Origin of the sequence: Nostoc sp. UIC 10630, assembly GCF_010747425.1 — a bacterium.
Lineage (GTDB): Bacteria > Cyanobacteriota > Cyanobacteriia > Cyanobacteriales > Nostocaceae > Nostoc.
On the sequence record NZ_JAAGOG010000302.1, the window covers coordinates 1 to 7,411 of the forward strand.

At 39.4% G+C, this 7,411-nt stretch carries 4 protein-coding genes; 2 read left to right on the plus strand and 2 right to left on the minus strand.

Features of this window, described 5'->3' with window-relative positions; translation table 11 throughout:
- A partial coding sequence (locus tag G1O98_RS35625) for a caspase family protein (RefSeq protein WP_163938808.1) occupies positions 1-3,648 on the minus strand: 3,648 nt, incomplete at its 3' end.
- A gap of 127 nt (positions 3,649-3,775) precedes the next feature.
- Between G1O98_RS35625 and G1O98_RS35630 the strand changes: the two genes are divergently transcribed.
- The gene (locus G1O98_RS35630) at positions 3,776-4,255 is read left to right on the plus strand and encodes a hypothetical protein (RefSeq protein WP_163938811.1); all 480 of its coding nucleotides are present in this window, start codon (positions 3,776-3,778) and stop codon (positions 4,253-4,255) included.
- A gap of 99 nt (positions 4,256-4,354) precedes the next feature.
- Positions 4,355-5,761 carry a hypothetical protein gene (locus G1O98_RS35635; RefSeq protein ID WP_163938814.1) on the plus strand — a complete coding sequence of 469 codons (1,407 nt, stop codon included), beginning with the start codon at positions 4,355-4,357 and terminating at the stop codon, positions 5,759-5,761.
- 316 nt (positions 5,762-6,077) lie between these two features.
- Here the strand turns inward: G1O98_RS35635 and G1O98_RS35640 are convergent, their stop codons facing one another.
- Complete coding sequence (locus G1O98_RS35640) at positions 6,078-6,308, minus strand: hypothetical protein (RefSeq protein WP_207794525.1); 231 nt, start codon at positions 6,306-6,308, stop codon at positions 6,078-6,080.
- Positions 6,309-7,411 lie beyond the last annotated feature (1,103 nt).

Below are 7,411 nucleotides of genomic sequence, written 5' to 3' on the forward strand. Positions count from 1 at the left end.
AGTACGCCAGAGTTTTACAGTCTTGTCCCCGCTACCCGAAGCAATCGTTTTGCCATCTGGGCTAAAAGCCACGCTATGAACTGAACTAGTATGGTCAGTAAAAGTTTTGAGCAAAGTGCCATCAGTACGCCAGAGTTTTACAGTCTTGTCCCCGCTACCCGAAGCAATCGTTTTGCCATCTGGGCTAAAAGCCACGCTATGAACTGAACTAGTATGGTCAGTAAAAGTTTTGAGCAAAGTGCCATCAGTACGCCAGAGTTTTACAGTCTTGTCCCCGCTACCCGAAGCAATCGTTTTGCCATCTGGGCTAAAAGCCACGCTATGAACTGAACTAGTATGGTCAGTAAAAGTTTTGAGCAAAGTGCCATCAGTACGCCAGAGTTTTACAGTCTTGTCCCCGCTACCCGAAGCAATCGTTTTGCCATCTGGGCTGAAAGCTAAACTATACACTGAGTTACTATGCCCAATAAAGTCAGTCACTAAAGTCTTATCAATATGCCAGAGTTTTACAGTATTATCCCAACTAGCAGAGGCAATAGTCTTGCTGTCTGGGCTAAAGCTAAGACCATTAATTGTATTTTTATGCCCCTCAAAAGTAGTAATGAAATTGCCATCTGTGCGCCATAATTTAATAGTCAAGTCTTGACCGCTAGAAGCAATTATCTTGCCATTTGAGCTGAAGGCGACATATTTAACCCAATCATTATGCCCAATAAAGGTGTGAATTAAGCTACCATCTGTGCGCCATAATTTTACAGTTTTGTCCCAACTAGCAGAGGCAATCATCTTGCCGTCTGGGCTAAAAGCCACACTATTAACTTTTTCCTTATGCCCAATAAAGGTGTGAATTAAGCTACCATCTGTGCGCCATAATTTTACAGTTTTGTCCCAACTAGCAGAGGCAATCATCTTGCCGTCTGGGCTAAAAGCCACACTATTAACTTTTTCCTTATGCCCAATAAAGGTGTGAATTAAGCTACCATCTGTGCGCCATAATTTTACAGTTTTGTCCCAACTAGCAGAGGCAATCATCTTGCCGTCTGGGCTAAAAGCTACACTATTAACTTCACTTTTATGAGCTATGAGACGGTTTTGCTCTGTTATCTTACCAACTATGTATCGCAAGTTCGCTACAATCGGTATTTTAGTCACTGGATCTACTGTCACTTTCATTAATTGTTCGAGTTTATGCAGCTGCTTTCCAGCTGCCACGTTAGCAACGAGCGCATCTAGCTGGGAATTTGAATTTAAAGATAGTGTGGCGCTTAGATTCTTATTTTGCATTTGAGCAATATTAAACTGCTGTTGGGCTTCTTTCCACTTTTCAACAGCAAAAATTGCCGCTATCGTCACAAAAAATGTTGAAGCCAGCGCCACTAAAGTTCTAGTTTGAGCGGCTTGGCGGGCTTTTCTTTCCTGTTGTAGCTCTCGCTGTCGGCGTTTTTGCTCTTGTCGCGTCTGCTCATCATGTTCAGCTCGGCTATCTTTAATCAATTCCTGTGCCAAACTGCTGAGAGGAAATCTGTCAGCGTGACTTTTCAAAAAATCTTCTGCCTGCGCTAATTTTAACCCCCGCAGTAAATCATCCTTGTTCTTGCCATTTTTTAACCACTCTTGGGCTGCTGTTTCAATTTTGCGCTCAAGATGAATTGCTTCTCGGTTTTCACTCACCCAAGAACGCAGTCTCGGCCAATGACGAATCAATGCTTCATGAGCTACATCCACCACTGTTACTGTATTTTCACTTTCTCCTCGTGCTTGTAGTTCCGATGTCACTACTAATCTGGCATCTGTCAATTTCATTAGCACTTGTTCTACTACTACTGCTGATTGTTGAGCATTGACTAAATCGGCTTTCGACACCTGTCTGCAAGTATCTTCTGTTCCCTCTCCTAACTGGGTTAACTCTATAAATATCCGTTTGGCAACCAGTTGTTCTGTTTTCGCTTCAAGAGCCTCATAAATTTCATCCGCTCGTCTTTGCAGTGTGCCTTTGACTCCACCGAGCCGAGTGTATTCTGCTAAGGTTAAGCGATTAACCTCGCGCTTACGCCATAATTCAGTTAAGGTATATTGCAATAGAGGTAAACTACTTCGACCTGCTACATCTGCCAGCATTTGTTCTACCAGTTCCCGTTGGAGTTCCAATCCAACTAAATCGGCAGGTTTGGTAATGGCTTCTGTCAATTCTTGCTGATTCATTGGGGTGACAGTGACCAGATTTTCTTGAATTTTCTGCGCTAGTCCTGCATATTCTTGTTCAGCACATTTACCAAAAAAATCTGCCCGCATCGTCATTACCACAGTCAGATGCGGATTATTCAATGCTCCCAATACGTACTCAAAAAACTTTTGTCGTTCCTGTTTATCCTGACAGAGAGTAAAAACTTCTTCAAATTGATCAATGACGAGAATAAAGCCATGAGAAATAGGGGTTTGCAAAGGAACAGTTTGCAATGTAGTTTCGACTAATGCGGTTAATCCTATCGCACCTTGGTTAATGAATTGGATAGCTGTTTCTAGCTGAGATTGAGCATTATCAGTTTGTATGCAAGTCTCCTGAATTTGTCGTAAATTTATATTTTTTATAAAAACTCTGGCTAAGTTATTCAGGGGATGCTCTCCGGGACGAAAAATTTTGCTCACCCATTGTTTGCTACCGCCTAATCGTTGCCCCAACTTCAATTGATGCAGTAAACCCGCCTTCACCAAACTAGATTTCCCACTTCCAGAAGCCCCTATTACCGCCACAAAATTTGATTGTCTTACTTTGTCTAAAAGGGTGTCAATTAAAGTAGTGCGCCCGTAGAAATATTTGGGGTCTTCATCATTAAACTCAAAAGCTGCTAATCCCTTATAAGGGCATATTTCTTTCTCTCGGATAACATGGTGAATTTTTTCTTTTTTCCCGGTCAGGATAATTTCTCCCCCAGTATTGTGAAAAATAGGACGCTGAGGGCCTGTTTGTAGATATTCATTAATTGAGTCAACAAGGGAGTAATTTGTTATCCAACCTTCAGGGTTGTTTTCTGGCTTAAGTGCTGATAATAACGCTTTGCTAAAAACCCCATGTTCACCACTAAAATCCTCATAAGCTAATTCAGAACTGCGGGAAGCAGCAATTAAACATCTATTCTGACCACCTACAATCCCTGGATCTGCTTCATGGAAATTGAGTAATTCTCCGCTATAACAACAATCTAACCAAACAATTTGCTGTCGAACTGGAGAAGATTGTAAAAGTTTGCGTAACCAATCCAAGGAAAGCCCCCAGTCTCCTCCAACTGGATAAGTATCACTGGTAGCTAAAAAGCTTTCTAAGACTCCTCCCTGATTTTTACGTAATCCATGACCAGCAAAGAACACCAACGCTGTATCAGGAATTTCGTATCCAGAGGGATTGAAAAGTTGAACAAGGGCTGTTTCCAAGTCCGTCTTTTTCACAAGCTTTTGCGGAGCTACGCACCAAACTCCATCTTGGCTGTAAGCGGGTAAACGCTGAACATTGAAATTGCCGTAAGTTTCCAGAACTTGGGCTATGGCTTCTGCATCAGTTGCTGCTGCTTTGAGATGTGGCGGGCTATCGCTTGGTGTTTCCATTAAGGTAGGGTAGCGATTAATGCCGATTACTAGCGATTCTCTTTTCATGATCGCTAACCAATTTAGTTAGTAAAATAGAGATGCAAACTAATAACTAAAACTTTGACTAGAAGGATGTAAGCCTACTTCTATCCTTACACCTTCATGACTAACAAAAATTTGATAAATTTTTACAATGATTACCCTAAAGATTAACAATACTTTATTATCGTTGTTGCTGGCATTAAGGGATTCAGCAACACCTCTGAGTGATACAGAAAAATCTGACTTATCTTTTGCTGCGGAACAGCTTGCTGCTAATCCAAAAGCTTGGGAGAGATTGATTGAGCCGCGTTTATTACAAATGATTCAAGCCAACAAAGCTTTGAACCAAAGATTTCAATTTTTTAAATTTAAATTAGAAAATTTAGGTGATAAAATTCCTCAAGAATTCTTACCCACAGAGATTGAATTAGAACAAGCTGCACCCACTCCGCAAACTCAGCTAATAGCTCGTGCGCCTCTACAAGTTAGCCCCTCAGACTTAAAAAGTAGTGAAATCACCAATATGGCTATTAGAGTGATGTTAACTCCTAACCCTTCGGAAACTACTAAAAAATTAAGCCGTTTTGAACAATTTCAGCAATTTTTAAACCAACATATTAGCGGTAAATAATATTTATATCTAATTAATTTATTTTTGTGTTTTTGACCACGGTACAGTCTCTTTTTTAACAAGAAAATAATTAAAGCAAAAATCTCAATAATTCATGGAATGACCGAAATTATAAATCCTACAATTGACTTGTTCCTCTATGACTTGAAGTATAGCTTAGGCGATACTCAAAAAGAAATTGAGCAAAATCAACAGTTTTTTTATAATAAATTTTATGGTTATGTGGATTCCTCATTATTTATAGAAAACAACCATGATTTAGTAAGTGAGTATGTACATCTGTTGAAGAATATATCTGCACAGTTCAAATCTCAAAATCAGCAATATGATGGTTATTTTTATCCTGTGCTACTTGATGATAGTTATGGATTACTGATAGACTGTGCTTTAAAGAATAAAGTTGATGTTCAACCAACTAATTGCTTTGCAAATGTTAAATCTGAAATTGAGCAAATATTAAATGGCCAAACAGGTAATATTGGCGCAACTTGGATGCTTTCTGGATGGCTACCTCCCTCTCACACCAAAAGTCATAAAGAAATTGCTCAGGCTTGCTATGAATCTATTATGCCTGGTTTAGATTGGGAAGAGTATTTAGAAGGACAAGGGTATTTTTTGGGAGCGAATATTTTTGAGTTGATCCAAGCTCATCAACACTTTATTATCATCATATATCCTGACGAAAACACCTTAAATCTATCTGGGAAATTTTATGCTGATTGGATGCGGTTATTTTACTATCGTCACAAGATACTTTGGGCTTATAATCAAAGTCGTCAAGTAAAACTTTCTTTGCAAACTTATTTTCGTACAATTAAAGCTGGCAATGATTATATTGAGCAAACAAGAAATAAATACAGTGAGTTAAACACTCTATACGAAATGTTAGTAAATATTCAAAATACACTCAATGAGTATACAAAACAGTTAACTCTTTTTGATTTACAAATTGCTACGATTGATATTAATTTAAGTAACTATGAAAAACGTTTAGGGAGAATTAAACAAAAAACTACCCGTATTCAAGAAAATTTAATAACAGATTTAAAATTTTTTACAGAATTTAGTAGATTAGTGAAGGATAAATATCGCTTACAAATAACAAAAGATTCAGAAATTTCAGAGCGATTTTTAAAATTACAATCAGATACTATTAACGCTGTTCGTAGTCGAGTGGAAGTAGAAAAAGCCGAACGAGATCGCTACTTTCAAAATTTCGTTACTCTCCTAGCGGGAGGATGGGCTTTTGGCTCGTTTGTTGCAGCACTACCAGGATTAGCCGAAAAGAACGATAACCCCGTTAGGTCTATCCTGATCAAGTTATCTAACTTGAAACTGGATACGCCACCACCAACAACTACACAAGAACCCTGGTGGTTAATGCCAGCTACTAAAGGGATATATACTCTGGGCGGATTTATTATTGCTATTTTACTGTTGTTAATTTGGAGGCGTTTTTGGAGAAGATACCGTTCACCTACGATGCCTAATAGAAGAAGGACATAATAAAGAGTAAATGCTCTTGGCTCTCTAAATTACTGAATGACGAAATCTTCCTAAAGATCGCTCAACTCCAAGACTTAGATGGATGCCTAAGCCAGGAAGCCAGGAAGTCACCCTCCTGACTCGGCTACAAAACCGTGCATGAGATGTTAACCTCACACGGCTCCTCGATGATTTGGTGCTTTGTCAAGCACACCTAATGAGTAAATACCAGTTCTCTTCCCTGTTTTGACAGTGTTGTATGTTTAAAGCAGGGCAACTTAAGCCAGTTCGAGCCGATATCGATGCCAAACTTAATGCTCCAAAACGGCTTCTTCGTTCACAATTCCAAATCTGACTTTTTAGACTCCTGTTGCCTTAACCTATCCTGTAACAAATGCCTCAACAGCAGGTCATTCCAGTCCATATCATCAGGCGCGGTTACTGGCTGGGAATGGGGCAGTTCTTTTTGTATAGCTGCGGCTAATTCCAAGCCATATTCATCACCGTCATGTGCCACCAGAACGGGGATATTCGCAAGAAAATCTTTAAGTTTAGGCAACGTAGACAAGCTGTCTACAACTATGTATAGGGGTGAAATGAGCAACCGTGCAGAAAGTTACGCTTGTATATTGAAGGAGTGTAGTAGACCGAATGTACGCTGGACACAATGATTGAGGTCAAAAAAAAGTGATTTGCAAAATGCTTGTCCAGCAAGACTTTCAGCATTAGCGTAACTTTCTGTACGGTTGGTCGTTTACCCCCGTAGTGAGCCACTAAATTTTATTGTCACTTCGCTTTTGGCTTCCATCGCTTACCCCTGGCTCATCATCAATTTAATTTTTTCGTTCCTGATTCTATCTTGGATTAGGTTGACCACAAGATGCGCGATCGCTCGGCTATCGTAGTTAGATCACTTTCAAAGTAAACGTTGAGCATTCTCCTTGAAACAGAACCAAGACTCAACATTAAATCTACAAAAATTTACCCCGTTTTTGACCCCTTATTAAGAATTATTCCGAAAAGGCGAAAACGCCCATACCGTAATGCTTTCAGCCTTTGTAAATAAATCTTGTGAAAGATTACAATTGTGCTTTAATTTTGCTGTTTTGTGCATGACACCTAAAATCGCCCAAATTCTTGATTGTCACCAATTCTCACCAATTAAACTCAATATATCCCAATCCTACAGAACGCAAATTCAAATTCATCCCTGATTTTTTTACCTCTTCAACATCTTCCAGTCACCAAATTCTCATTAGCTCAATAATTCCCAATAATTCCCAAAAGTCACCCGATTTATCCCCATATTTGCCAACGAGTTTTAAACACGCTAATTAGCGCATAAACTTTGTAATCCATCTTTTTTTGACGCACAGTACGCCAAAAAGTTTGGCCAGTTTTTTTGAGCCAAAACTGAAAAAGAAAAAAATAGCCCTCAAAATTACTACCAATAAAATACATAGCGACTACAAAAGCCGCCTAACAGTTAACAGCTACAACTGCGGCGGCTATTGTTCAGATATTGTTCGCTCAATCTCCCCCAAAAATCGCATCCAATTCTTGAGACGAAGCCTGACCTTGAACTATTGAAGCAGGTCTGATTGAATCAGCCGCTTCCCCTGAAAGCTCAGGCGACTCTAAAACATTACTCTTGTAGCTTGGGGCATTGAC